This is a genomic window from Lacrimispora sp. 38-1 (assembly GCF_049890855.1).
In the GTDB taxonomy this organism is placed as follows: Bacteria; Bacillota; Clostridia; order Lachnospirales; family Lachnospiraceae; genus Lacrimispora.
The window spans coordinates 31,905-56,019 of sequence record NZ_JBANEW010000019.1 but is presented as its reverse complement, the minus strand read 5'-3'; the positions used below and the strand labels follow the sequence as shown (position 1 = coordinate 56,019).

Annotated in this window: 23 protein-coding genes; 19 read left to right on the top strand and 4 right to left on the bottom strand. The window is 43.4% G+C overall.

The window, feature by feature from the left end; genetic code table 11:
• Positions 1-51 precede the first annotated feature (51 nt).
• A complete protein-coding gene (locus V7D18_RS04960) occupies positions 52-1,722 on the top strand; it encodes a methyl-accepting chemotaxis protein (RefSeq protein ID WP_426152035.1) in 1,671 nt (556 codons plus the stop codon).
• 55 nt (positions 1,723-1,777) lie between these two features.
• Here V7D18_RS04960 and V7D18_RS04955 read toward each other — a convergent pair whose 3' ends face one another.
• Positions 1,778-2,173 (bottom strand): pyridoxamine 5'-phosphate oxidase family protein, encoded by a 396-nt coding sequence (locus tag V7D18_RS04955; protein WP_426152033.1) that lies wholly within the window; start codon positions 2,171-2,173, stop codon positions 1,778-1,780.
• Between the two features lie 118 nt (positions 2,174-2,291).
• Between V7D18_RS04955 and V7D18_RS04950 the strand changes: the two genes are divergently transcribed.
• The 4 genes from V7D18_RS04950 (at position 2,292) to V7D18_RS04935 (ending at position 6,191) form a co-directional block, all read left to right on the top strand.
• A complete protein-coding gene (locus tag V7D18_RS04950; protein ID WP_426152031.1) occupies positions 2,292-2,630 on the top strand; it encodes a winged helix-turn-helix transcriptional regulator in 339 nt (112 codons plus the stop codon).
• A gap of 78 nt (positions 2,631-2,708) precedes the next feature.
• Positions 2,709-3,497, top strand: coding sequence for a shikimate kinase (locus tag V7D18_RS04945; RefSeq protein ID WP_426152029.1), 789 nt, complete (start codon positions 2,709-2,711; stop codon positions 3,495-3,497).
• 150 nt (positions 3,498-3,647) lie between these two features.
• Positions 3,648-5,516 (top strand): sulfite exporter TauE/SafE family protein, encoded by a 1,869-nt coding sequence (locus V7D18_RS04940; protein ID WP_426152027.1) that lies wholly within the window; start codon positions 3,648-3,650, stop codon positions 5,514-5,516.
• Between the two features lie 135 nt (positions 5,517-5,651).
• The gene (locus V7D18_RS04935; RefSeq protein ID WP_426152025.1) at positions 5,652-6,191 is read left to right on the top strand and encodes a DUF2318 domain-containing protein; all 540 of its coding nucleotides are present in this window, start codon (positions 5,652-5,654) and stop codon (positions 6,189-6,191) included.
• A gap of 1 nt (position 6,192) precedes the next feature.
• Here V7D18_RS04935 and V7D18_RS04930 read toward each other — a convergent pair whose 3' ends face one another.
• The gene (locus V7D18_RS04930) at positions 6,193-6,555 is read right to left on the bottom strand and encodes a winged helix-turn-helix transcriptional regulator (RefSeq protein ID WP_426152023.1); all 363 of its coding nucleotides are present in this window, start codon (positions 6,553-6,555) and stop codon (positions 6,193-6,195) included.
• A 142-nt stretch (positions 6,556-6,697) separates the two neighbouring features.
• On the opposite strand from V7D18_RS04930, the gene V7D18_RS04925 reads away from it, so the two are divergent.
• The 5 genes from V7D18_RS04925 to V7D18_RS04905 all read left to right on the top strand — a co-directional run bounded on the left by V7D18_RS04925 (position 6,698) and on the right by V7D18_RS04905 (position 12,299).
• On the top strand, positions 6,698-9,175 hold the full coding sequence (locus V7D18_RS04925; RefSeq protein WP_426152021.1) for a heavy metal translocating P-type ATPase: 2,478 nt from the start codon (positions 6,698-6,700) through the stop codon (positions 9,173-9,175).
• 7 nt (positions 9,176-9,182) lie between these two features.
• A complete protein-coding gene (locus V7D18_RS04920; protein ID WP_426152019.1) occupies positions 9,183-9,902 on the top strand; it encodes a hypothetical protein in 720 nt (239 codons plus the stop codon).
• Positions 9,903-9,925: 23 nt separating this feature from the next.
• Positions 9,926-10,135: a copper chaperone CopZ gene (copZ, locus tag V7D18_RS04915; RefSeq protein ID WP_426152017.1), complete on the top strand. Its 210-nt coding sequence runs from the start codon at positions 9,926-9,928 to the stop codon at positions 10,133-10,135.
• 74 nt (positions 10,136-10,209) lie between these two features.
• Entirely contained in the window at positions 10,210-10,908 is a 699-nt protein-coding gene (locus V7D18_RS04910; protein WP_426152015.1) for a response regulator transcription factor, read from the top strand.
• A 5-nt stretch (positions 10,909-10,913) separates the two neighbouring features.
• Positions 10,914-12,299 (top strand): sensor histidine kinase, encoded by a 1,386-nt coding sequence (locus tag V7D18_RS04905; protein WP_426152013.1) that lies wholly within the window; start codon positions 10,914-10,916, stop codon positions 12,297-12,299.
• A gap of 4 nt (positions 12,300-12,303) precedes the next feature.
• On the opposite strand, the gene V7D18_RS04900 is transcribed toward V7D18_RS04905, so the two are convergent.
• A complete protein-coding gene (locus V7D18_RS04900) occupies positions 12,304-12,987 on the bottom strand; it encodes a Crp/Fnr family transcriptional regulator (RefSeq protein ID WP_426152011.1) in 684 nt (227 codons plus the stop codon).
• A gap of 156 nt (positions 12,988-13,143) precedes the next feature.
• Between V7D18_RS04900 and V7D18_RS04895 the strand changes: the two genes are divergently transcribed.
• The 6 genes from V7D18_RS04895 to V7D18_RS04870 are packed head-to-tail and all read left to right on the top strand — an operon-like array spanning position 13,144 to position 15,980.
• Positions 13,144-13,479: a cupin domain-containing protein gene (locus V7D18_RS04895; RefSeq protein WP_426152009.1), complete on the top strand. Its 336-nt coding sequence runs from the start codon at positions 13,144-13,146 to the stop codon at positions 13,477-13,479.
• A gap of 19 nt (positions 13,480-13,498) precedes the next feature.
• Positions 13,499-14,161 carry a hypothetical protein gene (locus V7D18_RS04890; protein ID WP_426152007.1) on the top strand — a complete coding sequence of 221 codons (663 nt, stop codon included), beginning with the start codon at positions 13,499-13,501 and terminating at the stop codon, positions 14,159-14,161.
• A 15-nt stretch (positions 14,162-14,176) separates the two neighbouring features.
• Complete coding sequence (locus V7D18_RS04885; RefSeq protein ID WP_170823777.1) at positions 14,177-14,359, top strand: DUF1858 domain-containing protein; 183 nt, start codon at positions 14,177-14,179, stop codon at positions 14,357-14,359.
• Between the two features lie 16 nt (positions 14,360-14,375).
• A complete protein-coding gene (locus V7D18_RS04880; protein ID WP_426152005.1) occupies positions 14,376-14,987 on the top strand; it encodes a hypothetical protein in 612 nt (203 codons plus the stop codon).
• Positions 14,984-15,532 carry a hemerythrin domain-containing protein gene (locus tag V7D18_RS04875; protein ID WP_426152003.1) on the top strand — a complete coding sequence of 183 codons (549 nt, stop codon included), beginning with the start codon at positions 14,984-14,986 and terminating at the stop codon, positions 15,530-15,532. Before V7D18_RS04880 ends, V7D18_RS04875 begins: the two co-directional genes overlap by 4 nt.
• 43 nt (positions 15,533-15,575) lie before the next feature.
• Positions 15,576-15,980, top strand: a complete 405-nt coding sequence (locus V7D18_RS04870; RefSeq protein WP_426152001.1) for a hemerythrin domain-containing protein — start codon at positions 15,576-15,578, stop codon at positions 15,978-15,980.
• A 290-nt stretch (positions 15,981-16,270) separates the two neighbouring features.
• Here V7D18_RS04870 and V7D18_RS04865 read toward each other — a convergent pair whose 3' ends face one another.
• Positions 16,271-17,308 (bottom strand): AraC family transcriptional regulator, encoded by a 1,038-nt coding sequence (locus tag V7D18_RS04865; RefSeq protein ID WP_426151999.1) that lies wholly within the window; start codon positions 17,306-17,308, stop codon positions 16,271-16,273.
• Positions 17,309-17,487: 179 nt separating this feature from the next.
• Between V7D18_RS04865 and V7D18_RS04860 the strand changes: the two genes are divergently transcribed.
• The 3 genes from V7D18_RS04860 (at position 17,488) to V7D18_RS04850 (ending at position 24,087) form a co-directional block, all read left to right on the top strand.
• Positions 17,488-18,876 (top strand): PTS transporter subunit EIIC, encoded by a 1,389-nt coding sequence (locus V7D18_RS04860; protein WP_426151997.1) that lies wholly within the window; start codon positions 17,488-17,490, stop codon positions 18,874-18,876.
• A 2-nt stretch (positions 18,877-18,878) separates the two neighbouring features.
• Positions 18,879-21,470, top strand: a complete 2,592-nt coding sequence (locus V7D18_RS04855; protein WP_426151995.1) for a glycosylhydrolase-like jelly roll fold domain-containing protein — start codon at positions 18,879-18,881, stop codon at positions 21,468-21,470.
• A gap of 520 nt (positions 21,471-21,990) precedes the next feature.
• Complete coding sequence (locus V7D18_RS04850; RefSeq protein ID WP_426151993.1) at positions 21,991-24,087, top strand: sialate O-acetylesterase; 2,097 nt, start codon at positions 21,991-21,993, stop codon at positions 24,085-24,087.
• Positions 24,088-24,115: the final 28 nt, after the last annotated feature.

Genomic DNA, 24,115 nt, shown 5'->3' with positions numbered 1-24,115 from the left:
CGTCCAGTAATATGGTACTAGCTGCAAAAGATAAAACAGGGAGGAAATCCAATGAAGAATTTTAAGAATTACAGTATTTCCCGAAAGCTGCGGACGGGTTTTTTATGTCTGACACTGATCATGCTTCTTGTGGGAGGGGCTGGAGTTGCGGGGCTTTTCAGGATCAGCGCTATGGATACATATTTATATGAAAAGCAGACAGCGCCAATAGAAAATCTGATTGCAGCTATTGAGGGACTGTATCAGTTTCGTATTGATTCCAGAACAATGGTAATTGTAGCTGGTGACAGCGGTGAGCTGGATAAATTGGAACAGGGATTTCAAAGTGATAAGGAAAAATTTCTGACTAATATAGCAAAGTACCGTGAAACAATCACCAATCCGGCTTCTTATGCTCTTCTTGATGAATCGGTGGAACTGTTTAATAATTCTTTTGAACCTGCAATCCAGAAATGTCTGAAAGAGGCAAGAGATGGAAAAAGTGAAGAAGCATATGCTGAGCTTTTAAATGAAAGCGACAATATCCAGAAAATGTTTGATAATTTTGATATTCTTATAGATAACCGTATGGGCGAGGCACATAATACGAACAATGACAATCGTATTACTGCTGACGTTCTCATTGTTATTTTGATACTTGTACTAATATTTGGTGCGTGTTCAGGCATGTTTTTAGGAAACAGAATATCCGTCATGATCAGCCGCCCGATCACTGAAGTTGTGGAAGCTGCCGGCCGTATTGCACTGGGTCATATCGATGTGAATCTGGAGAATATTGATTCAAAAGATGAAACCGGGCAGCTTGCAGGTGCTTTTATGCAAATGACCGGCAGTATTAAAAAACAGGTGAATGCGGCAGAAGAGATCAGCAACGGTGACTTTACAACAGAGGTTCCTCTGCGCTCCGAGAAAGACGTTCTTGGTCTTGCCTTACAGAAAATAAGGAATGATTTAAGCCGGACGCTGCTTTCGATCAGTGTTGCCGCTGACCAGGTAAACGAAGGTTCCGCCCAGGTGGCATCAGCAGCCCAGGCTCTTGCATCAGGAACCACGGAACAGGCTGCAACTGTGGAAGAATTAAGCGCGTCGGTGAGCAGTATAGCAAAGGAAGCAGAACAAAATGCGGAAAATGTGAAGAAAGCCACCATTTATATTGAAGATACCGGAAAAGGCCTGAAAGAGGGCAATGCATATATGCAGAAATTAAACACTGCAATGAAAGATATCGGAACTGCATCACAAAAGATATCCAGTATCACAAAAGTAATTGAGGATATTGCATTCCAGACAAATATTCTTGCGCTCAATGCAGCAGTGGAATCCGCCCGTGCAGGCGAAGCAGGAAAGGGCTTTGCCGTTGTAGCTGACGAGGTAAGAAACCTTGCCGGGAAATCCGCAGAGGCAGCCAGACAGACCGCGGATCTGATTCAAAACTCTGAGAAAATAGTGTCTGAGGGAGAGAAACTGGCGGAGGAAACAGCCAGACTGCTCCTTGGAGTAGGAGAAAAATCAGAGCTTGTGGGACGGTCAGTTGGAGAAATAGAACAGGCATCTGCCAAACAGGCAGTTGTAATTGATGAGATCAATCAGGGACTTTCTCAGGTTACTGCAGTCATTCAGACCAATGCAGCCACTGCTGAGGAGAGTTCTTCTTCCAGTGAAGAACTGGCGGCACAGGCTCATCTGCTTTCTAAAGAGGTGGAGAAATTCCGATTAAAATAACAGAAGAATTTTTTGAGGAAACGGCAGTTTATCAGCTGCCGTTTTCCGTTATGATTTAGAATGTAACAACTTTTGGCTCAGAAGTGAAGGAGAAAATTGTTGCAGTTGCATTCTTTAAATATAAAACTGCAAAAATACCGTCGTCAACGGAATACATACGGCTGAGAGCAGCCTCGTTGTCTGCCATCATGGCAGCACGTGCTTCTCTGCGGTCATCCCATACAGCTTCGGCTTCCAGTCTGATCCATGTTCCCTTATTCATAGCGGAAATTTCAATTTTAGGATTTTTTTTCATCTGATCGAATACTTTTTTCTGGTTGTTGGTAGTGATGTAAAGCCTTCCTTCAAATTCACATACAGCACCAAAGGGACGTACACGGGGCTGATCTCCCTCAGTGGTTGCTAAATAAAATGTACCGCATTCTTTTAAGTAATTGAGGATTTCGTTCATCGCTCTTGCTCCTTTCAGGTATTCATGATATAATTTGTTTACAAGATTATTATATCGAGTATGAGATATTTGTAAACTACGATATTTTATGATACCTAGTATCAAGGAGGATACCTATATGGATAAAAAAGATTTATTTGGTATATGTCCTTACGTTACCTCTCAAAAAGTCCTTTCCGGTAAATGGTCCATATATCTCCTTTATTTATTAAAGGATGGGCCGGTGCGGTTTAATGAACTGAAGCGAATGATGCCGGAGGAGATTACCCATACCACACTTTCCAGACAGTTGAAATCTCTGGAAGAGGAGGGACTTATTGTAAGAAAAGAATATTCCCAGATTCCGCCAAAGGTGGAATACTCCTTAAGTAAAATCGGTGATAAATTTGACAAAGTTCTGATTGCACTGGGAGAATGGGGAGATGAATATATTCATTTTCTTGAAGAAAAGGCGTAAGAATTGCTTTACAATACCCCATAGCTGTATGTATAATGTAAAAAATTATACTAACGGATATTTTAGGGAGAAGCAAAAATGAGAGAACTGAAAGAAATTAGAAAAGATCTGAATCAATATGACCTTCAGATTCTGGAACTTTTAATGAAACGGCTTTCCTGCATGGGGGAGATCATAGAATACAAGAAAGCATTTGGGCTTCCCATATTTCAGCCGGAGCAGGAAGAAGCTCAGCAGGAGACTCTGATCCGGGCAATCGGTGAACATGATTATAAAGAGGAACTCCTTGGAATTTTCCGTCAGATTGTGGAAGAAAGTAAGCGTTTACAAAGCAGGAGCCTGTTTCATTATAACATTGCCCTGATTGGTTTTATGGGAGCAGGCAAAAGTACAGTGTCCAGATATTTAAAAGATATGCTGGCTATGAATGAAGTGGATGTGGACACAAGAATCGTGGAAGATCAGAAGATGCCCATTAAGGATATCTTTGCCAAGTACGGAGAGGAGTATTTCCGTAACTGTGAGAGCAGCGCCATTATCAGCTTAAAGGACTGCAGACAGACCATCATCTCCTGCGGAGGGGGTGCGGTAATCAGGGAAGAGAATGTGAAGAATTTAAAGAAAAACAGCAGAATTGTGCTTTTAACAGCCAGCCCCGAAACCATATTAGAGAGAGTAAAGGACAGCGATGAGCGCCCTATCTTAAATGGAAACATGAATGTGGAATATATAAAGGGACTGATGGAGAGACGGGCCAGCCTTTATAAGAGTGCGGCTGATATTATTATAGAAACAGACGGTAAAAATATTGTGGACATCTGTGAGGAGCTGATCCAGTCACTCATGAAACTGGAATCAGCCGTGTAATACTTATATAAGATACTGGTTTCCCAGCACGTATATCTCATTTGACAGCAGGAGATATACGTGTTTTTTTTGTGTCCGAAAACGATCTACACAACTTTTACATATGGTCCTGCTATTCTTCTATACAGAAATGAAAAAGGAGGATGCGTAATGGGAACAGCAGTCAGAACGAAAAAATTGCGTATCGGTGGTATGACATGTATCAGCTGCCAGAATAAAATTGAAAAAAAATTACGTAATACAGCTGGAATTGAAAAAGCGGAGGTGAGCTATAATTCCGGAACTGCTCTGGTAACTTTTGATACGGATATTATTTCCTGTCAGAGTATAACAGGAATTATTGAGAATCTGGGATACAGTGTGTTACCTGATCAGGGACAGGAAAGAAAAGATACGAACAGAACAGTGGGAATTTTAATTATCATTGCGTCCCTGTATATGCTTTTAGAACAATCCGGTCTGTTAAACCTCCTGGTTCCCAGTCAGCTGGCTGATGAAACAATGGGATACGGGATGCTCTTTATCATCGGCCTCATTACCTCCGTTCACTGTGTGGCAATGTGCGGCGGCATTAACCTTTCCCAGTGCATACCGAAAGGCGGACAGGCTGAGTTAAACCAGGGACGGATTGCAGCCCTGCGGCCTGCATTTCTTTATAACCTGGGGCGCGTTATTTCTTATACCGCAGTAGGCTTCCTGGCAGGAGGAATTGGAGCGGCAGTGACCTTTTCCAATACCTTCCAGGGTGTTTTGAAGCTGGCGGCTGGAATTTTTATGGTAATTATGGGAATCAACATGCTGGGGATTTTCCCCTGGCTCCGCAGACTAAACCCCAGGATGCCAAAATTTATTGCGGTAAAAATTCAGAAAGAAAAATCAAAAAGCAGCAGCCCGTTTTTTGTAGGTCTGTTAAATGGACTTATGCCCTGCGGACCTCTTCAGGCAATGCAGATCTATGCTCTGTCAACCGGAAATCCGTTTTCCGGTGCGCTTTCCATGTTTTTATTCAGCCTTGGTACAGTCCCTCTGATGTTCTTTCTGGGTGCCTTGTCAACGGTTCTTTCAAAGAAATTTTCAAACAGAGTCATGACTGCAGGTGCGGTTTTAGTGGTGGTACTGGGACTGTCCATGTTTACCCAGGGAATCAGTTTGGCAGGAATCAGTCCTTCTTCTTTCCTGCCTGGATTGGAAAGCAGTGGGAACAAACAGGAAGGTTCGGGTGAGATAAAAATCGAAGACGGCGTTCAGGTGATCAACAGCACCTTAAGTCCGGGACGGTATCCCAATATTAAGGTCCAGGCAGGGATTCCGGTAAAATGGATCATAGACGCGCCGGCTGGAAGTATAAACGGCTGTAATAACCGGATGATCATACGGGAATACGGTATTGAGTACTCATTTCATACAGGAGAAAACGTGGTGGAATTTACGCCGGACAAAACAGGAAAGATCCCATACAGCTGCTGGATGGGGATGATACGGGGTTCTATTAATGTTTCAAAAGAGGGAGAGACAGATGGTGGCCAGCAACCGGAGGGTCAGGGGGTATTAAAGGAATATGCGCCTCAAAAACCGGTTCCAGCAGGTTATACCATACCGGTTGACGATGTGGCACTTGCACAGGAATCAACGGATGACAGTGGAAAACCCGTTCAGAAAATCACACTGGAACTGACCGACCAGGGATTTAAGCCTGCGGTTGCGGTGGTGAAAGCCGGTGTGGACACAGAGTGGACATTTATTGATAACCGGTCGGATATCGACTATGGAACAAGTCTTCTGATCCCTGATTTTTTTACTGAGCTGTATCTGGAAAAAGGAGAAAATACCCTGTATTTCATACCGGAAAAGAGCTTCGATTTTTCAACAGGAGACAATTCCTTTTATGGATATATAAAGGTAGTGGATGATTTGGAAAACGTTGATTTAAATGCAGTGAAAGATGAAGTGAGCAAATTTGAGACCAAGATCTGGCCTGAGGATACGTTTCAGGGTTCCGGAGGATCGTGCTGCGGATAATTGATTTCTGATATGACGGAAAGGAGAACGGTTTATGGAATTATTATATAGTCACTGGCATTGTATACTGCCGGCAGCGGCTCTGATAGCAGGATTATTTTTTATGAGGAATAACGGAAAAAAAGGAGAATAAAGATGAAACAGAACAGAAAAGGAAATGAAAGAAAAAGCGTATCTGCAGTTAAGACAGCGGCAGCTGCGGCGCTTGCCGTATTTGTGCTGACTGCCTGCAGCTTCAATACAGGGACAAAAACACAGGAAACCCAATCTTCAAAGACCGCGATAGAGAGTGGAAGTATACAGGCAGCAGATCTTGTAATACCGGTATCTGAAATCTCCGACAAAGTTACCTTTTACCCCGTGGAAGCAGATGGTACAAAAATGGAGATTCTGGCTGTAAAAGCGCCTGATGGAACTATTCGGACCGCATTTAATACATGTCAGGTATGTTATGATTCAGGAAGGGGATACTACAAACAGGATGGGGACGAGCTGGTATGCCAGAACTGCGGGAACAGGTTCCCTATGAGCCGGGTAGAAGTGGAAGCGGGAGGCTGTAACCCATGGCCTATATTCGATCAGAATAAGACCGTGACTGACGAATCCATCACGATCTCTTCTGACTTTTTAAAGGAGTCCAGGCAGATATTTGCAAACTGGAAAAAATCTTACTAATTTAATCAGGACATTTCATGGAGCAGTTTACGATCAGACCATTCTGGTTTAGGTAATCTGCTCCCCATTTGTACATGGCCTCCAGAATAGGACGTATGCTGATTCCAAGATCTGAAAGAGCATATTCCACCTTTGGAGGAACAACAGGATAAACGGTCCTTATAATTAAATTATCCTCTTCCAGCTCTCTTAACTGCTGGGTTAGCATCTTGGGGGTGGCCTGAGGGATCAGCTTTCTCAATTCTCCGAATCTTAAAGTATGGTCGATGAGATGCCACAGAATCAGAGCCTTGTATTTTCCTCCGATCATATCTAAGGTTGCATCCACCGGACAGTTGTAGCCGGCACACTGAATTGGGGGCATAAGGGAATCCTCCTTTAGTATCATTTTGGGTACTATATCACTAAAAAGTGCATACTTGCAATAATTGCGATATCTGCCATAATAATATCATGAGTACTCGAAAACTTCAAGAGGCATCAGCCAATTAAAAGAGGTGAAATAAATGGAAAACAAAACTTTAGATATAAGAGGCATGACCTGTGCGGCCTGTGCCCAAAGAATTGAAAAGACAGTAAAGAAGCTTCCTGGAATTAGTCAGGCATCTGTAAATCTCGCCAGTGAAAAGCTCTTTGTCGAATATGACAGCAGTCTGGAATTAGCTGATATTAAGGCAGCTGTTTCCAGGATCGGATATGAGGCAGCGGAAAAAACGGAATATTCTGATGTCACCATTCCCATTGGCGGTATGACCTGCGCAGCCTGTGCCAGACGGGTGGAGAAAGCCATCGGAAAGCTGGAAGGTGTGGAGAACTCCTCCGTAAACTTTGCAACAGAAAAGGCAACCGTTGCCTATGATCCACGTAAAGTAAGGTTATCCGTTATTAAAGGCGCCATTGAAAAGGCAGGCTATCAGGCACTGGAAGTCAATAAAGCAGATGCAGCTGACGAAGACAGAGCCAGAAAGCAGCAGGAGATCAAAACACTGTGGACGAAGTTTATTACTTATGCCGTGTTCTCTCTGCCCTTATTATATATTGCCATGGCACCCATGATCAGCTTTGTCCGTCTGCCGTTTCCGTCAGCCATTGAGCCAATGAACTACCCACTTGCCTATGCTTTGGTTGAACTGGTTTTAGCAGCCCCGGTCATCGGAGTTGGATATAAATTTTATACCATTGGTTTTAAGGCACTCTTTCAGAGAAGTCCGAATATGGATTCACTCATTGCAATTGGAACAACAGCAGCTGTTTTATACAGCATTTATAATACATTTCAGATCGCAGCCGGACATTTTATGGCAGTAGATTCCCTTTATTACGAATCGGCAGGTGTGATTATTACCTTGATTCTTCTGGGCAAGTCCTTAGAGGCCGTATCCAAAGGAAGAACCAGTGAGGCCATTAAAAAGCTTATGGGTCTGGCTCCTAAAACGGCGGTAATTTTAGAAAACGGACAGGAAAAGGAAATTCCCATTGATGAAGTGGTAATCGGTGATGTGATTCTGGTAAAGCCAGGCGATAAGATTCCCGTAGATGGAACTGTTACAGGCGGACACACTGCCATTGATGAATCCATGCTCACCGGTGAAAGTATGCCGGTGGACAAAAAGGAAGGAGATCCGGTTTATGCGGCATCTATCAATACTACCGGTGTAATCCAGTTTAAAGCTGAAAAAATAGGAAGTGATACGGCTCTTGCCCAGATCATTAAGCTGGTAGAGGATGCACAGGGATCAAAAGCTCCTATTGCGCAGATGGCGGACATCGTCTCCGGATACTTTGTGCCGGTGGTCTGTGTGATTGCCCTTCTCGCCGGAATCGGCTGGTACATCGGTACAGGCGGAGATTTAAAATTTGCACTTACCATCTTTATTTCGGTACTTGTTATCGCCTGTCCCTGTGCTCTGGGGCTTGCTACACCGACTGCAATTATGGTAGGTACAGGAAAAGGAGCGGAAAACGGAATCTTAATTAAGGGCGGAGAAGCTTTGGAAACCGCGCATAAAATAAATACCATCGTATTTGATAAAACAGGAACGATTACGGAAGGAAAACCAAAAGTGACAGACGTACTTCCGGCAGGAAATATTTCAAAAGACCGTCTCTTGCAGCTTACAGCATCGGCTGAGAGAGGTTCCGAGCATCCACTGGGTCAGGCGATAGTTCTTGGAGCAAAGGAATCAGGACTCTCCCTTTTGGAAGCGGAGCAGTTTGATTCGCTGACCGGCCGGGGGATTAAAGCCCGGCTGGAAGGAGAAGAAATACTTGCAGGAAACAGAAAGCTTATGGATGAACAGAACATTTCCCTTTCAGGCATGGAGGAAATTTCAGACAAGCTGGCGGAAGAGGGCAAGACCCCCATGTATGTTGCAATAAACGGAGAACTGGCAGGAATTGTAGCGGTTGCTGATGTGGTGAAGGAATCCAGCCGTGCAGCCATTGAACGGCTTCATAAGATGGGAATTGAAGTTGCGATGATCACCGGTGATAATAAAAAGACAGCATCTGCCATTGCTAAACAGGTGGGTATTGACCGTGTTCTGGCTGAGGTTCTCCCGCAGGATAAATCCAATGAGGTGAAAAAGCTTCAGTCAGACAACCGGAAGGTGGCCATGGTAGGAGATGGAATCAACGATGCACCTGCGCTTGCACAGGCTGATATTGGAATTGCCATCGGTTCCGGTACCGATGTAGCCATGGAATCTGCAGATATTGTTCTTATGCGTTCCGATCTGATGGATGTGCCTACAGCGATTAATTTAAGCAAACACACCATCCGCAATATTAAGCAGAACCTGTTCTGGGCATTTGGTTATAATGTAATCGGAATTCCAATTGCAGCAGGAATTTTACATCTGTTATTTAACGGCCCCCTGTTAAACCCCATTTTTGCAGCAGCAGCCATGAGCTTAAGCTCTGTATCCGTACTCACCAACGCGCTGCGGTTAAAGCGGTTTAAGGCTGAGACAGGAAAGAGGTGACAAATACATGTTAAAAAATAAGAAAGTAATGACAGCAATAGCCGCAGGTGTGCTGGTGGTTGCAGGAATCGTATTTCTGGCAGTGGAAAGTGCCGGAGGCAGCATTGATGTAATTGGTAAAAAGTCTGTACAGTCCTATGAAATGGTAATAAACGCAATTCCGGATCAGGTAAGGAAAGATGAGGAAGGCAAAGGCTTTACATTAACCGCTCCTGACGGCAGTGTCCGCTTTACCTGGAGCAGCGGAAACGACGAAAATTCCCGTTATGATGTGAAGCTTCAGGCAGATGCAGCTCCATTTATCGCAGCCGGTCTTGATACAGGAAAGCTTCCGGCAGATTACGACGTAAGCGATGATCTCATAACTGTGGGAGTGAAGCTGAAAGAAGGCGGTTCAGCGGATACGCAAGAATCTGCCCTGTCAGCATATGAAGGTCTCGTAAAAAACGATCGCAGCCTGATTAATTATCATGGAGTTATGGACCATTTTGGAGTAAAGCTTGGCGGCGGAAACATGTTTGAATGGGCAAAAGATTTAGAAACCAGTGCATCAACCGGAAAAACACAGGATAAGGACATTGTATTCGTCCTGGAGCCGGAGCCGTTAATAGCCGCTGGTGTGGACCCTGAGAAGGTGGAAGGCTGGATCTACGCTCCCGTTACCGTAATGGAACACGGAAAGAAAATGCAGGTCAATAAGTTTTTAAAGCCTTTTGATATAAAATAATTAGAATGATGGAGGAAATTGAAATGGCAAAGACAGTAATAAACGTGGATGGAATGGCATGTGAGCATTGTGTAAAGGCAATTACCGGAGCAGTCGGAGCGCTGTCCGGCGTATCAGGAGTAGCGGTTGATTTATCCGCAAAAACCGTGACTGTTGACCACAATCCTGATGAAGCGTCTGTGGAAAAAATTAAAGCTGAGATTGAAGATCAGGGTTATGATGTAGTAGAATAATGAAAGACGGGAACCGGGAATTGACCGGTTCCCTCTTTTCTTACAGGAAAGTCCCATGAAATTGAGGTGAAAGAATGCACAATAACTGCAGGCATGTGCTGGTAGTAGATGATGAGCCGAAGATTCTTGAAGTGGTATGCATGCTCTTGGAAAGTAAAGGATTTAAAACATTCTCCGCTGAAAATGGAAAAAAGGCATTGGAAATATTTGATACGGAAAATATCTCACTTGTCATACTGGATTTAATGCTGCCTGATATCTCGGGAGAAGAGATCTGCACAGCCATCCGCAAAAAATCCCGTATACCTGTGATTATGCTCACGGCCAGAGTGGAGGAAGAGGATGTGGTAAGCGGACTTGGACTGGGGGCAGACGATTATATCATGAAACCCTTTGGTTTAAAGGAGCTGTATGCCAGAGTGGAAGCAGTACTAAGGCGTACGGAAAGTGATCTGGTGCCGCTTGTGAAGCGAAACTCCTGGAGAGACGGAGATCTGGTGGTGGATTTTGAGAAAAATGAGGTGAGAAAAAAAGGATTTAGCCTCACACTTACACCAAGCGAACTGAAAATATTATCCGCGCTGATTAAATATCCCGGCAAGGTATTTACCAGAGAGGAGCTGATTGATACTGCACTGGGCAGAGACTTTGCCGGTTACGACAGAGCCATTGACAGCCATATTAAAAATATCAGAAAAAAAATAGAGGATGATCCCAAAAACCCAGCCTATGTCTTAACGATTCCCGGGCTGGGCTATAAGTTCGGAGGCTGATGAATATGAAGACCTTAAGAAAACAGCTTTCCATGACCATACTTCTGACTCTGCTCATTACCATTGCATTAATCGGACTTGCTTCTAACCTGCTCATTAACCGGGAATTTGAAAAATACATTATCAAAACAGGTCAGGAGCGGCGGGATAATATCGCAGATGAACTGGGAAGTCAGTATGATGGGTTTAAGAGAAGCTGGAGGCTGGATTACGTTCATGCAATCGGCATGAATTCCCTATATGACGGATATATCGTAAAGCTATACGATGCAGACGGGAACATGGTCTGGGATGCAGAGAATCACGATATGAGACTTTGCGGCCAGATTATGGACGAAATCTCCGCACGCATGAAGGAACGGGGTGCAAAAGGCGGTTTTGTGGATCATACCTATGAGCTGACACAAAACGGAAAAAAGACGGGTTCTGTCTCCATTAAATATTACGGCCCGTTTTTCATGAACGAAACCGATTTTAATTTTATCCGGGTGATGAACATCGTACTGCTTGTCATCGGAGTTTTATCGGGTATCTGCGCCATCGTGGTTGGCTGTCTCTTAGGAAGCAGAATTTCCCGTCCGGTTACGAAAACTGCCTATATTGCCAAGCAGATCTCAACGGGCAACTATGATCTTAAATTTGAACCAGGCACCAGGATTAAAGAGCTTGAAGATCTGGGCATAGCGATCAACCATTTGTCCGACGATCTCAGTGAGCAGGAACACCTGCGCAAGCGGCTGACCGCTGATGTTGCCCATGAACTGCGGACTCCCTTAACAGCCCTTGGAACTCATCTGGAAGCAATGACAGAGGGACTGTGGGAGGCGACACCAGAACGTTTAAAAAGCTGTCTTGAAGAAGTAAAACGCCTGGGTACTCTGGTAGCTGATTTGGAGCAGCTGGCAAAGATTGAAGGGGATGGTTTTCGTATCAACAAAGGTTCCATGGATTTATTTTCAGCAGTCCGGACGGCAGCGGAGAATATGACAGGAGAAATCAATAAGAAGAAACTGGCTCTTGCCATAAAAGGAGAACCGGTTTTTGTGAATGGGGACAAAAACCGAATGGGACAGGTATTTTCCAACCTGCTTTCCAATGCTGTCAAATATACGCCGGAGGGCGGAAGTATCCGGATTGAAGTATATGAAACAAAGGAACATGGAGTTGTAACAATAGCGGATACAGGAATAGGAATTAAAGAAGAAGAGCTTCCTCTTATATTCGAACGTTTTTACCGTACAGATAAATCCAGAAACCGGAAAACAGGAGGCGCCGGAATCGGCCTTACCATCGTAAAATCCATTGTGGAAGCCCATGGGGGTACCGTAGAGGCAGAAAGCAAAGAGGAATCGGGAAGCTGCTTTACAGTCTCGATTCCAAAGTCAGATTGATAATTTACAAATATCCTTCCGGTCCCTGCTCTTTCAGAGTAAACCGGTTTTTATTAAAATTGAGAATTTCTTCTGCCTGTAACTTACTCAGTTCATTGGACAGCGCACTCCGGTCTACGGAAAGATAATCAGCCAGCTGCTGTCTGTTAAATGGAATATCAAATGTGGAAGAATTGCTCTTTAAAGACTCTGCTGAGAGGTAGGAGAGCAATTTTTCCCTGATCGTCTTTTTTGACATGTGCTGCATCTTTTTAGTCAGGACCAGATTCCTTCCGGCAATCGCCGACAGGAAATTCTGGATCAGCCGGGTGTGAAAGCCGCAGGCTGAGGTGCATACAGTTAAAATCTTATTAAAATCCAAAAACATAATTTCACAGTCAGAATCAGCAACTACGCTCATTTCAATGGGAACAGAGGAGATGCAGGCATAGGTTTCTGCAAACAGCGTTCCTGGCATAACTTCCGAAATAATGCTGCGCTTTCCCCAGAAATCCTCCTGTATAATCAGCGCGGTTCCGGAAAGGACCATTCCCACGGAATGAATGTAATCTCCGCTTCTTATAATAAATTCATCTTTTTTATAATGCTTCATTCGTGCAGACAGGCATTTTAACATGCTTCTGATTTCATCAGGCGAGACGCCTGAAAACAAGCTTGATTTTTTTAAAACAGGCAGAAATTCTTCCATATGATTGTGCCTCCTAAGTGTGATTCCCATTTTTTTGTGTAAATAAGTCCCATTTTTTAATATTTTTTTTGAAATGTTGTTAAAACAACAGAAATGATGATAATATTATATTATAATCGCCATAGAAAGACAAGAACAAAATAAGGAGGGAGACAAATGTCAGAGAAACTCTTAAAAAATATAGCTCAGGAAGAAATCCTTCAGTTAGCAGATTTAGTTGAGATTCAAAAGGGCCAGATTGTAAGCAAAACTCTGGTGCAGAATCAGTCAGTCAGCGTTACCCTGTTTGCCTTTGATAAGGGAGAAGAGATCAGCACCCATGAATCCAATGGTGATGCCATGGTCACAGTTCTGGAAGGAACAGGGAAATTTACCGTAGACGGAACTGAGTTTATTTTAAACGAGGGGGAAACCCTGGTAATGCCGGCCAAAAAGCCTCATGCTGTATACGGGCAGGAATGCTTTAAGATGTCTCTGGTGGTAATATTCTAAAGAAAGGCTGTACAAAAAGATGGAAAATCAAATGTCCGGTTTTTGTGATGAGCTGACTGGAGCGCTCATCGGCCTGGCAAAAGCGTGTAAGATGAATATCCGCCAGGCGGCCGTAACCAGACTTCTGATGGAAGGTTTAATAACAACAATCACCGACGCAGGTTTTGATGATCAGGCCCTGTCAGATATGCTTTTAAAGGTCAGAAGGGAAAAAGACAGGATCGCTCCAGGCTGTTCAGTCTGTAAAAGTGTCTGCGGCAACACCTCTGATTATGACATAAAAAATATCCGGACCAGCGAGGAAGAGATTCGTTTTTTTAAGTCCCTGATTTTATCCGGCATCAAAGGAATCGCAGTTTATGCTTTTCCTGACATGGCAAAGGGATATGAAAATGAAAAAATAAATGAATTCTTTTACAAAGCTTTGTCTATCATAAGCTATGACTTAACCATGGAAGACCTTCTTCCGGTGGTGGCAGAAACGGCTGAAATGAGTGAAAGCGCAGCACAGTGTGCCAGCCAGAATAGTCACTTTCTTATAATACCGGATTATAAATCCATGGAGGAGTTAACCACACGCAAATTACTGGCAATACTGGAAGAGAACTATCCTATTTCTCTTATTCCCATGCCAGAGCAAGATTTAAAGAAAATAACTAAGGAATTAACAACATTCAATTAACAGGAGGAAGAAATGATGATAACGAAAGAAATGTATATTGGTGAAATTTTAAGAAGCAAACCGGAAGCAGCAGAGATTTTAATGGGATGTGGAATGCACTGCCTTGGCTGCCCATCCTCACAGATGGAATCCTTAGAGGATGCCTGCATGGTTCACGGACTTGATGCGGACGAAGTGCTGGAGCAATTAAACAAATAGAGAAAAGAGGAATGAGATGAGTGCATTTTTAGGACCGATTCACACCTGGTTATATAATAAAATCCTGCTTCAGGATGGGATGACAGATGCGATAGTTGCTTTCGCAGAGGAAAAGGGCTGGGCAGACGGATTAAGAGAGAAGATGGCTTCCAGATACGGTACTCTGGAAACAGGCAATTTAGAGGATAACATCAATACGGATAACATTCACGGATGGCTTCAGGAGCGTGTGAGCCTGGTGGAAAACCGTCTTGCTTATGCAGTCACCACTCTTCTGGAAGGAGACCCGGCACGTCTTGATGAAATAAAACAGGCAGTGAAGGAATTTGGCAAGAACCGCAGTGCAGAAGGAACCATATCTGTAAAACAGGCTTATGAGCATCTGGAAAATACTTTGTTAAACGGAATGCCCTGTGACAGAGTCAATCAGCTGGTGAAGGAAGAACCGAATCTTTTCGCTTATCGTCAGGCTGTGGAAATTCATGGACCCTACTGGGATATGATCCACGGCGATGTGAACCACTACTATGACCTGAGAGAAGCCCTGATTGAGGGAATGTTTGAAGGTTCAGATGTACAATTTTATCATACAGGAAATCAGGAGTATGAATTAAGGAGCCGCCAATGAATGGAATCGATATTTTAATGAAGGAACATGAAAATATTCTGGCTTTCAACGGTTTTTTAAGAAAGATCTGTGCCGGTATCGTGGAAGGCAAAGAAGTCGACGGAGCTCTTCTTAGAGAATGTATCGACTTCGGCAGAAATTATGCGGACAAGCATCATCATGGCAAGGAAGAGAAAATCTTATTCCGGATTATGATGGAAAATATGGGCCCTGTTGCCGATAAGCTGATCCGTAACGGAATGCTGGTTGAACACGATCTGGGAAGACTGCATCTTACCCAGCTGGAAGCAGCAATTGAAGAATATGAAAAAAATCCCATCACAGACCATAAGCTGGATATCATTTCCAATGCTGTGGGGTATGGTGCCTTGTTACAGCGTCATATAGAAAAAGAAGATCAGGCTGCCTATGCCTTTGCTGCCCGGGCTCTTCCTGCAGATAAGATGAATGATGTGGATACAGAGACAGAAAGCTTTGAAAATCAGGCGAGAGAAGACGGAATACAGGAACACTACGAGAACTGGCTTCGCAGCAAACTGGTATAATTTTTAACCGGTTTGAATTATACAAAAGAGGTGAATGTTAACAATGGAATTGAAGCATTATTTAGAGCAGCATGACAGAATCAGAGAAGAACTGTCGGAGCTGAAAAAGCTTCTTGCAAAGCAGGATCTGGAACAGAATGCGGCAGAGCTGGCATTTCATGTCAGCGGCCTTGCCGGAAAGTTAAATATTCATCTGACTTCCGAAGATCAATATTTATACCCCTCCTTTTTTAAAGGAAATGATGAAAATCTGGTTAGAAAAGCTCATGAGTATCAAAATGAGATGGGAAACCTTCTGGCAGATTTTACTGAATTTAAAAACAGCTTTAATACAAAGATAAAAATTCTCTCTGACAGAGAACATTTTATAAATGAATCAAAAGGAATCATACAGTCCATCGAGCAGCGTATGGATAAAGAAGAAAAAGATTTATACCGGCTTGTATAAAGAACGGAATGGAGTAAAATAACGAACACACCATTTATTTTATTCCATTCCTTTTTTCGTGCTTAAAAATTCATGCTGCGATGCATTCTTTTTGGTATAATGGATTGAAACAGGAGGTAACAGAATGAAACGGAGACAGCCTGTGATCCTGCTGTGAAACAGTGGCTGAGAAATCATGATGTGGAGCTGGTGGATTTTACGGCTGTATATAAGTAAAGAAGAACGAAGAAAGATCATCTGCAAACAGAGGTTTCCTGTATTAATGGGGAAGCCTCTGTTTGCAGGTGATCTTATTTTATGATACTGTTGGTTTTATTCATTCGATATTCTTTCGGGCTGCAGCCGTAGTGCTCCTGAAATTTCTGATAAAAAAAGCTGATATTCTCATAACCGGCTTCATTTGCAATTTCCGTAACTGACATATTTGTATTTCTCAAAAATTTAGCAGCGTATTTTAATTTCTGTGACTGTACCAGCTGTTTGTAGGTCATACCGGTATGTTTCTTAATAAGAAAGGTGAGATAGTTGGGGCTTAAATGGAAAAATGCGGCAACTGAATTTAGCGAACAGCTTTTAAAATTAATTTCAATAAACCGGATGATACTAAGGATAGAAGGCGTATCAGATTCACTTTCTTCCTGAACCAGCTGGTTTTTATATACATTAATCAGCTCAGCTATAATCAAACTGAACAGATTTTTTATAAAATCGGTGGAATTGACAGAAGGGTCAAAGCATTCACATAAAAGTTCCTGGGTAAATAACTGCGTTCTTCTGCTGTTTTCCGATTGAAACAACAAGTATTTGTTTTCATGGCTTTTTTCGTTCATGACATTGATAAAAAAGTGAGATAAGATACTGTCTGTGGAGAAATGATCCAGAAGATTTTCCCGCAGATATTTTTTGGATACCATGAAACTAATCATAATATCATCCTCGCCTGTCTCTTTTATGGAGTGGGGAACATTGGGTTCAATAATCAGTACCTGCCCCTTCTTTAAGGTGATATCCGTGTTTTTGATAGTCTGAGGGCAAATGCCGGAATAGACGTAGTTAATCTCAACATAATCGTGAACGTGAACTGGTACCGGAATAAACCGGGAATTTTTTTTAATGCTGATATCCAGAGAAGTGGATTGCCATCCGGATAAAACGCCCTGTTTTCCTAATCTATTGTTTTTTTCTTCAAAGTAGATGCAGTTGACGTTTTCTCCACCAATCTTGATTTTCGGCATGTGATCCCAAAAGTCCGGAATGTATCCGTTCTTATATTTTTCCTCACTTGAGCTCAGGCTTCGAAGTGTCAGATCAAGGCTGTTTAAATCCATATGATTCTCCTTAAAGGGTGACAGGGTGATAAATCAGTGTACAGGACAAGTATATGCTCCATCGTTAGTTTGGTCAATAAGCAAAAGTGGTTTCGTTATTATTATAAGCATTCACGTATGGTAGTATAAAAATACAAAGTACCCAGACACTATTTTAGAGAAAGAAGGAGAAGATGAATATGGGAAAAAACAGCTATACTCAGTTGGCATCAGATCTTGTCAGACTGATTGGCGGCAGGGATAATATAATCAGTGTCACCAATTGCATGACCCGGCTGCGTTTTGTCTTAAAGGATGAGAATGCTGCAAAAACAGATGAGATAAAAGCAGTTAAGGATGTAAAAGGGGTAGTCCGGCAGGGAGGACAGTATCAGATTATTATTGGCACTTATGTTAATGCAGTGATTGCAGATGTAAAAAAAGAGGCAGGGATCTTGGAGGGCGAAGAAAAAACTGATATGAAGCTTTTAAAGGAAGGTAATGTGTTTGACCGGATTTTTAAAATTATCAGTGGTTGTATTATGCCCATGATCGGAGTTATGGTTGCTTCCGGTATGATTAAAGGTCTGCTTGCAGTCCTGACAACTGCTAAAGTGCTTGAGGCCACAGACGGAACATATCTGATTTTATACGCAGCTGCCAATTCTATCATGTATTTTCTGCCAGTCGTTGTAGGCTTTAATGCAGGAAAGGTATTTGGCTGCAATCAGTTTGTCACTGCAATCATCGGCGCTTCTCTGATTTATCCGGATATCATTGCAGCCCAGACAGCGGGCACAGTGCTGACCTTCTTAAAGATACCGGTTACTCTGATTAATTATAGCGGCAGCTTACTTCCTGTTGTGGCGGCATCCTGGGTTGCCTCTAAAATCGAGAAGGGAGCAAAGAGAATCATTCCCCAGATGGTACAGCTGTTTTTTGTACCGACAATCGTTCTTATGGTTACTGTGCCGCTGTCCTATCTGGTAATCGGACCTGTTATGACCTATGTATCCAATGTCCTGAGTGCCGGAGTGATGTTCATATTTAATCATGTTCCGGTTCTGGGGGGCGTACTGTTCGGCGCATTCTGGCAGCTTATTGTTCTTTTGGGATTACATTCTGCTTTTATACCGGTATTGATGAACAATTTATTTACCTTGGGAAGTGATCCCGTCAATGCAGTATTAGGACTTACTGTCTGGGCACTGGCCGGCGTATCACTGGGATATGCGTTAAGGACAAAGGATAAGGAGAAGAAATCCCTGGGGTTTGGAAATCTGGTATCCTGCTTATTTGGTATCACAGAACCCACCATTTATTCCATTGCTCTACCCAATTTTAAATTATTTATTGCAGCTTTTGTGGGAGGAGGCGTTGGAGGCGGAATTATGGCAGGACTTGGAGGCAGAATGTATTCATTCATTGGGGATGGAATCTTTCGTTTTCCGGCAATGATTAATCCAAAAGGTCTGGATATCAGCTTTTATGGTTTTGCCTTATGTGCAGCCATATCTTTTGTAATATCAGCAGTCCTGGCATTTATACTGGCTGGAGAGAATACAAATAAGACGGATCGGAGTAAATGATCATGTACAGCAAAATAAACGATATTTTAAATGGGAAGGTGGAAAACAGTTTTTATCCATTCTTCTGGCAGCACGGGGAAACAGAGGCTGTGCTCCGTCAATATATGGAAAAGATACAGGAAAGCGGAATGAAAGCGGTGTGTATCGAAGCCAGGCCTCATCCGGATTTCCTGGGTGAAAAATGGTGGACTGATTTAGATATTATATTGGATGAAGCAAGAAAACGGGATATGAAAGTGTGGATTCTTGATGATTCCCATTTCCCCACAGGATATGCCAATGGCGCCATAAAAGAAAATTATCCGGAACATAGAAAATGGTATCTTTACATGCGCCGCTTTGATGCAGCAGGACCTGTGAAAGGAGCCAGAATTAACATCAGTTATCTTGCAGGACGGCCATGGGATGGTGTCAGTGAAGATATCAATCATGTAATTGGAGTTTACATGGCAAAACGTGTGAGTGACCGGAATACTGGCAAAGAAGAGATTATGATTGATACGCTGAAGGATATAACGAATGCGTACAAGGACGGTATTATAATCATTGATATTCCAGAAGGTGCTTATCGCATATTTACAGTATATTATACCAGAAACGGGGGAGAGGTATCGACAGCTGATTACTTGAATCCGCTGTCTGCGGCAGCCACTGAAGTTCTGATCAAAACAGTTTATGAACCTCATTATGAAAAATATAAAGAGGATTTTGGTAAAACAATTACAGGATTTTTTTCTGATGAGCCAAGATTCGGAAATAGAAAGGGATTTATGGCCGGCATAGGACAGGATATGGTTCTTCCATGGAGGCTTGGACTTGAAAATGAGCTTCCTTTTGAAATGAAGTTTCTTCCTTTACTCTGGGTGCAGGGAGAGGAAATGGAAGGGGAAATCCGCTATCAGTACATGAATCTTATTACAAGATTATATCATGAAAACTTCACAGGTGTGCTGGCAGCATGGTGTCATGATAGAGGTATCAGCTACCTGGGACACAATATTGAAGACAACGGTGCCCATGCCAGACTGGGATACGGAACCGGTCATTACTTCCGAGGGCAGACAGAACAGGATTTTTCAGGAATCGATGTGATCGGAACCCAGATTGTTCCGGGAATGCCGTATCATCATGATTCTTTTTCCACAGGCGGTTGTGACGGGGAGTTTTATCATTTTGCCCTTGCAAAGCTGGGGGCTTCCGCTGCACATCTGGATCCGGTAAAAAATGGCCGGGCTATGTGTGAGGCATTCGGTGCTTATGGCTGGAATGAGGGACTGAAGCTGATGAAATGGATTACCGATCATCTGGTTGTGAGGGGGATTAATTATCTGGTTCCCCATGCATTTAGTCCCAGGGAATTTCCGGATTGGGACTGTCCGCCTCATTTTTATTCCCAGGGACATAATCCTCAATTCCGGTATTTCAATGTCTATAGTAATTATGCAAACCGTCTTATGAACCTGTTTCAAAATGGAGTTCATAAAGCACCTGCCGCAGTTTTATATCCGGCAGAGCAGGAATGGGCAGGGAACTATATGCCGGTGGAAAAACCGGTGCGGGAACTGTTGGAACATCAGATTGACTGTGATATTGTATCCGGGGATTATCTTTTAGATGCTGTGGTGGAAGATAATATGCTGAGGATTCATAAGGAGTATTTTAAGACTTTAATTATCCCTTATGGTGAGGCGATCCCTGTAAGCGTAGTGAGGAAAGCAATGGAATATGCCCAGTCAGGATTGCGGGTAATATTTCTTCAGGACTATCCGGCAAGAACGCTTGGAGGGGAACTGTCAGAGGAAGAATGGCTTACGCTGAAGCAAGTCTGCCTGACAGGAGCTGTCAGTGATTTGGCAGATCTGTGCAGGGATCTGGCAGAGATAAGGCTTAGATCCCCTTATCGTGAATTGGTCTATTATCATTATGAGCAGGGGACAGAGAATTGGATGTTTTTTAATGAACATTTGTCAAGAACTGTTGATACAACCATAGAAATCCCGGATGCTGCTTACGCATATTCCTATGATGCATTTTCCAATACGCTGTATCAATTGGAGAAGGAAGAATCCGGTTATCGGCTTAAACTGGCTCCTTATGAATCCTGTGTCTGGATTTTTTCGGAAGATCCTATTGCAGATGCGAAAGAAAGAGTAAAACCGGCGTGCCATGGAAAATCGCAGAAGTTGATGGTGGAGTGGAAGGTTTCTTTTGCAGACAGCTTCTCTTATCCGGATTTTAAAGAGACGCTGCCGGTTAGAGAAGCGGTTACTGTAAATACGCTTGATGGATATGAGGATAAATGCGGGACAGTATCGTATGAGACGGTTTTTACCGTTGAGGAAGCGTCTGGTGATGTGTTTCTGGATTTAGGGACTGTTTATGAAATTGCAGAAGTGTTTGTAAATAACAAATCTGCTGGGGTGAAATTGTGCCCGCCCTATGTATTTGATTTAACTGGATTGGTGGAACAGGGGCAGCACCTACTGAGGGTAGAAGTGACCAATACGCTGGGAACCCAGATCAGGGACGGTTTGTCTCAATACCTGGTAATTGAGCCTTTCGGAATTGAGGGCCCAATTACACTGTATACTTAAACTTATGTGGAGGGAAAGGGAGCTGTTGCAAAATGACTGGTTTTTGTCATTGGCAACGCTCCTCTTCTTTGTTCTTTTATAAATGTAGCTTTTCTGAATAAAAGCATCTATCATCAGATTTTGTTATAACTTAATTATTCCACTGGCGGGCGCTTTGGCACCCGCCTTTTACTGTTTTGGGACATATAGCATATAGACAATGGGGTGAATAGTAGTGAAAAATGGCGTGCTGTGTCGCATTTCTTACATGTAAATAAATATTGGGTAAATATGAGTTAACATCATGATGTAGAGCAAAAAAAAGCCGTGCATCTCCCTCTTCGGGATATCGGCGGTTTAAAGATAAGTTTATTTTATAATACACAATAAGGTAGTGAAAGGGGTGTGTGAAAACTTAAAGATAAGCAATACGAGTGCAGTGTGCTTACTAAAAATGAAGGAGGTTAAAATGGTGACGTAACGATGAATTTAATCTAAAGGTAGGTTTTCTGTAATTACAAAAAAGAAAGGAGAAATAAAAATGGAATCAAAAACCTTAATGAAAGAAATAAGCAGGAAATTTAGACGAACATTTTCCATACTCGCTGTACTTCTTGCAGTGCTTTTCGCAATACCTGTATGTTCAGTTGCGGCGGAAACGCTCCCAACCTCTCCACCGTCAGGCTATGACCAAGTTAAGGCCAACATTCCACACGGTCAGGTCAGCTATATTACTTATCAGTCCACGGCGACAAACAGCCAGCGGAGGGCGAGAATTTACCTGCCTCCAGGATATTCAACGAGCAACAAATACAGCGTCATGTATTTATTGCATGGCATTGGCGGGAATGAAGACGAGTGGTACAACAGCGGCGCACCGAATGTCATCCTTGACAATCTCATTGCTGCCGGTAAAATTGAACCCTTTATCCTTGTATTACCAAACGGAAATGCGACGGGAGCGGGAGTAAGGGATGGTTGGGAGAATTTCACGAAAGATTTGATCAATTCTCTTGTACCCTATATCGAATCACACTATTCCGTTTATACTGATGCCCAACACCGGGCGATTGCCGGCCTTTCACAGGGTGGCGCCCAATCGCTGAATATCGGGTTGCCGAATGTGGATAAGTTCCCCTATATCGGTGGCTTTTCCTCCTCGCCCATCACCAAACAGGTTAACCAGCTGTTTCCTGACGGCGGGACTAAGGTTAAGGCGAATTCAAAACTGCTGTTTCTCTCCTGCGGAACCGCAGATGGACTTATATCTAATAACAATAGGGTAAGAGATTATTGCAAGTCCAATAATATTCGCTACACGGAATGGCTTCTCCAAGGTAACGGCCATGATTGGAGCGTGTGGAAGCCAAGTCTGTGGAATTTTGCCCAGATGGCGTGCGCAGCAGGATTTACGGATCAGACCACGCCAACACCAACCCCTGACCCGAGATCGGCCTTTACACAGATTGAAGCGGAAAGTTTCGAAAACCAGCAGGGAGTCCAAACCGAAACCTGTACCGAAGGTGGGGAGAATCTCGGGTATATCGAGAATGGGGATTATGCTGTTTACAGCAATATCGATTTCGGCACCGGTGCGGCAGGCTTCCAGGCCAGAGTAGCCAGCGCCACCAGTGGTGGTAATATTGAGATCAGGCTGGATAGTATTAACGGCACTTTAATCGGGACTTGTCCGGTTGCAGGAACCGGTGGTTGGCAGACTTGGGCCGATGTAACGTGCAATGTCAGCGGGGCAAGCGGAAAACATGACGTTTATCTGAAATTTACAGGCGGAAGCGGATACCTATTCAACCTTAACTGGTTTAAATTTACGGCGCCATACAGCATGGAGATCCTAGGGGTTGTAAACGGACAAAGTCTCACCCTTACGCCTGCACAGACACCCGTACCGACAACAACTCCAACATCAAATACTGGCAAATTCCACTGTTTTCTGTTATTAGGTCAATCCAATATGGCAGGTTATGCGTTGGCGCAAGCTTCTGATAAAGTGGAAGACCCCCGCGTGTTGGTATTGGGGTATGATAATAATGCTGCACTCGGACGGGTAACCAATAAGTGGGATGTGGCATCTCCACCTCTTCATGCTTCCTGGCTTAATGCTATCGGCCCTGGAGACTGGTTTGGCAAGACCATGATTCAGAAAGTCCCGGCGGGTGATACCATCGGACTGATACCCTGCGCGATCAGCGGTGAAAAGATCGAGACATTTATGAAGTCAGGAGGCACCAAATATAATTGGATCATCAACCGTGCAAAAATTGCACAGCAAAATGGAGGCGTCATTGAAGGCATCATTTTCCACCAGGGCGAATCCAACAGCGGCGACCCGAGTTGGCCTGGCAAGGTAAAAACACTGGTGGATGACCTTAGAAAAGATCTGAACCTGGGGAATGTTCCTTTCCTCGCCGGCGAACTGCTTTACAGCGGTCCTTGTGCAGGTCACAATACGTTGGTAAACCAACTGCCTTCCCTGATTTCGAATTGCTATGTAGTCTCTGCAAGTGGTCTGGTAGTAGACCCTGGCGATACACAATACCGTCTTCATTTTAGTCATGATTCATCAGTTACCCTGGGCAAGCGATATGCTGAAAAAATGATTCAAGCCCTTGGCTGGTGAGTTGGCATGTAAAACCTATGATTTTACT